We start from the raw sequence: 3,428 nt of genomic DNA on the forward strand, positions 1-3,428 counted from the left end.
CTGCCCGCACTGCGACGGCCCGCTGTTCAAGGGCAAGCGCGTGGCGGTGATCGGTGGCGGCAACTCCGGCGTGGAAGCGGCGATCGACCTGGCCGGCATCGTGACGCATGTGACCCTTCTGGAATTTGATGACAAACTCCGGGCCGATGAAGTGCTGCAGAGAAAGCTGCGCAGCCTGGGCAACGTCACCATCATCACCAGCGCCCTGACCCAGGAAGTGCTGGGCGATGGCCAGAAGGTGACGGGGCTGGTCTACCAGGACCGCGTCGGTGGCGATGCGCACCGGGTCGAGCTCGAAGGCATCTTCGTGCAGATCGGGTTGCTGCCCAACACCGAGTGGTTGAAGGGCTCGGTGGCGTTGTCGCCGCGTGGCGAAATCGTCATCGACGACCGGGGCCAGACCAGCGTCCCGGGCGTGTTCGCAGCGGGCGATTGCACTACTGTGCCCTACAAGCAGATCGTCATCGCGATGGGCGCCGGTTCGACCGCCGCACTGAGCGCTTTCGATCACCTGATCCGTACATCCGTTCCCAAGAGCAGCGGCGTTGTCGCCGAAGCTGCCTGAAACGTCCGGGTCCCGGTTCGCCGGGACCCACCTGCTGGGTAAGCCACGCCGTCACCCGGTCCATTACCGCTTAGAGGTCCAAGGAAATGAACCTACGTGATCTGAAATACCTGGTGGCGCTGGCCGACCACCGGCACTTCGGCCGCGCCGCGGCGGCGTGCTTCGTCAGCCAGCCCACCCTGTCCACGCAGATCCGCAAGCTGGAGGACGAGCTTGGCCTGCCGCTGGTCGAACGTGCTCCACGCAAAGTGATGCTGACCCCGGCCGGGGTCGAGGCGGCGGCGCGTGCGCGCACAATCGTCGCCGAGGTCGAGCAGATGAAGGAAGCGGCCCGCCGCAGTCGCGACCCGGAGGCCGGTACGGTGCGGCTGGGGATTTTCCCCACGCTGGGCCCGTACCTGCTGCCGCATGTGATTCCCAACATCCGCGAACGTTTCCCGCAGCTGGAACTGTTGCTGGTCGAGGAAAAGAGCGACGAACTGCTGGCGCGGCTGCGCGAAGGCAAACTGGATGCGGCGCTGTTGGCGCTGCCGCTGGACGACGACCAGCTGCATGCCGAGTTCCTGTTCGAGGAACCGTTCCTGCTGGCCGTCTCCGGGCAGCATCCACTGGCGCGGCGCCATCATCTGGACGTGCAGGAACTGTCCACGCAGAAGCTGTTGCTGCTCGAGGACGGGCATTGCCTGCGCGACCAGGCGCTGGCGGTCTGTCGGTTGTTCGGTGCCAATGAAAAATCCGAATTCCGCGCCACCAGCCTGGAAACGTTGCGGCAGATGGTCGCCGCCGACGTGGGCATCACCCTGCTCCCCACCCTGTCGGTGAAGCCGCCGGTGCCGCGTTCGGAAAACATCCGGCTGCTCGATTTCCAGGGCGATGATCGCCCCAGCCGCCGCATCGCGATGGCGTGGCGGCGCAGTTCGGCGATGACCGGTTTCCTGCAGCAGCTGGCACAGCAGTTCAAGCGCCTGCCGGCAGGCCTGTTCACGCTGGAAAACACCGATTCGGACGTGGGCACGGCACCGCGCCGCAACGCCTGATACACCCGCCGGTCAACACGCTGAACCGGCCGCATCGGTGTCGATGCGGCCCGGGTCGCTTCCGCCTTCGATAGGCAGCACAATAGAACCCAGGCGGCGCCAGCAGGCGCCGCCTTTTGCATGGGCCATCATCAATCGCAAGGAGCTTTACATGTCCACTTCCAGCGGGCTGCCGCCGTCCATCATCGTTTCCAGCCACGACATGGATCGGCTGGATGCCATGCTCGACTCGCCGGCGGTCAGTCAGACCCCCGCGGCGGCGGCCCTGGCCGCCGAACTCAACCGGGCCACGGTGGTGGCGCCGGAGCAGATGCCCGAGGGCATCGTCATGATGCATTCGCGGGTGGAATGCGAAGATGAGCTGCAGAACGAGAAGCACGTGCTGACGCTGGTCTACCCGCGCGAAGCCGATGTCGAGCAGGGCAAGGTGTCGATCCTTGCGCCGGTAGGCACCGCGCTGCTGGGCCTGGCCGTCGGCCAGACCATGGACTGGGATGCACCGGGTGGCCGCAAGCTGCGCTTGCGCGTGACGGCGGTCCACAACCAGCCCCAGTCCTGAATTCCCTGCCGCTGCGCAGGTTCCCCGTTTCGTACCAGGAGTCGCAATGAACACCGTTTCTCCGTCCAAACTCGCCCAGCTGCGTGATCTGTCCGTCGTGGTAGCCGATACCGGCGATTACGAGGCGATCAAGCGCTTGAAGCCGGTCGACTGCACGACCAATCCGACCCTGGTGAAGAAGGCGCTGGATCTGCCGGTGTATGCGGACCTGATCGAGAAGGAACTTGCGTGGGGCCGCGAGCAGTCCGGCGAGCGCGAGACGGTCGTGCACGCGGTGGCCGATCGCCTGACCGTGGGCGTGGGTACGCTGCTGAGCACGCTGGTGCCGGGCCGGGTGTCGACGGAGGTGGATGCCGATCAGGCCCACGATACGGCGGCGACGGTGGCCAAGGCGCGCCAGTTCATTGCGATGTACGAGGCGGCCGGGGTGCCGCGCAGCAAGGTGCTGATCAAGATCGCGGCGACGTGGGAAGGCGTGGAGGCGGCACGGGTGCTGCAGGCCGAGGGTATCGACTGCAATCTGACGTTGATTTTCAATCCGACGCAGGCGCTGGCGTGCAGCGAGGCAGGAGCATTCCTGATTTCGCCGTTCGTGGGGCGGATCCTGGACTGGTACGTGGCGCATGGGCAGGCGCCGGCCGATATCGATGCCGATCCGGGCGTGGTGTTCGTGCGTGGGGTGTACGCGGAGTTCAAGCGCCGTGGTTCGCCGACGGTGGTGATGGGGGCGTCGTTCCGTTCGACGGCGCAGATCGAGGCGCTGGCGGGGTGCGATCGTTTGACGATTTCGCCGGATCTGCTGGAGAAGCTGGATGCCGACCATGGCGCGCTGCCGCGCAAGCTGGTGGCCGGTGCGGCCGAGGCGGTGTCGGTGACGCCGATCGATGCGGCGCGCTTTGCGACGGATCTGGCGGCCGATCCGATGGCGACCGAGAAGCTGGCGACGGGGATCGATGCGTTCGCCAAGGATCTGGAAGCGCTGCGCCAGACGATCCGCGAGCGGTTGTAAGGTTCGCGTTGTCTGGACGGTAGAAAGCCCCGCAATGCGGGGCTTTTTGTTTTTACGGGCAGTTGCGCGTTTAGCTGCAACTGCAACTCCAACTCCAACTGCAACGGCAACGGCAACGGCAACGGCAACCGCGACCGCGACCGCGACCGCTCATTGGCGAGGGTTGGGGGGCGGTGTGGGTGGGATGGCGGGACACGCCGTGAATCCATCCATGGAAGCTCGCATGCGCCATCCATGGCGCATGACGGTCCCGCCAAC

Annotated in this window: 4 protein-coding genes; all 4 read left to right on the forward strand. The window is 65.9% G+C overall.

Annotated elements, in window-relative coordinates; genetic code table 11:
* Positions 1-565 (forward strand): FAD-dependent oxidoreductase (locus RTO53_RS19670; protein WP_312239348.1); only part of this gene is annotated, 565 nt, incomplete at its 5' end.
* Between the two features lie 86 nt (positions 566-651).
* Complete coding sequence (gene oxyR / locus RTO53_RS19675) at positions 652-1,602, forward strand: DNA-binding transcriptional regulator OxyR (protein ID WP_312239349.1); 951 nt, start codon at positions 652-654, stop codon at positions 1,600-1,602.
* Between the two features lie 151 nt (positions 1,603-1,753).
* Positions 1,754-2,161, forward strand: a complete 408-nt coding sequence (rnk, locus tag RTO53_RS19680) for a nucleoside diphosphate kinase regulator (protein WP_256774970.1) — start codon at positions 1,754-1,756, stop codon at positions 2,159-2,161.
* Positions 2,162-2,207: 46 nt separating this feature from the next.
* Positions 2,208-3,170: a transaldolase gene (locus RTO53_RS19685; protein WP_312239350.1), complete on the forward strand. Its 963-nt coding sequence runs from the start codon at positions 2,208-2,210 to the stop codon at positions 3,168-3,170.
* Positions 3,171-3,428: the final 258 nt, after the last annotated feature.

Source organism: Stenotrophomonas sp. (assembly GCF_031995405.1).
GTDB lineage: Bacteria > Pseudomonadota > Gammaproteobacteria > Xanthomonadales > Xanthomonadaceae > Stenotrophomonas.

Coding starts and splice junctions, on each gene's coding strand:
- oxyR (WP_312239349.1), top strand. CDS start 652: ATGAACCTACGTGATCTGAAATACCTGGTGGCGCTGGCCGACCACCGG.
- rnk (WP_256774970.1), top strand. CDS start 1,754: ATGTCCACTTCCAGCGGGCTGCCGCCGTCCATCATCGTTTCCAGCCAC.
- RTO53_RS19685 (WP_312239350.1), top strand. CDS start 2,208: ATGAACACCGTTTCTCCGTCCAAACTCGCCCAGCTGCGTGATCTGTCC.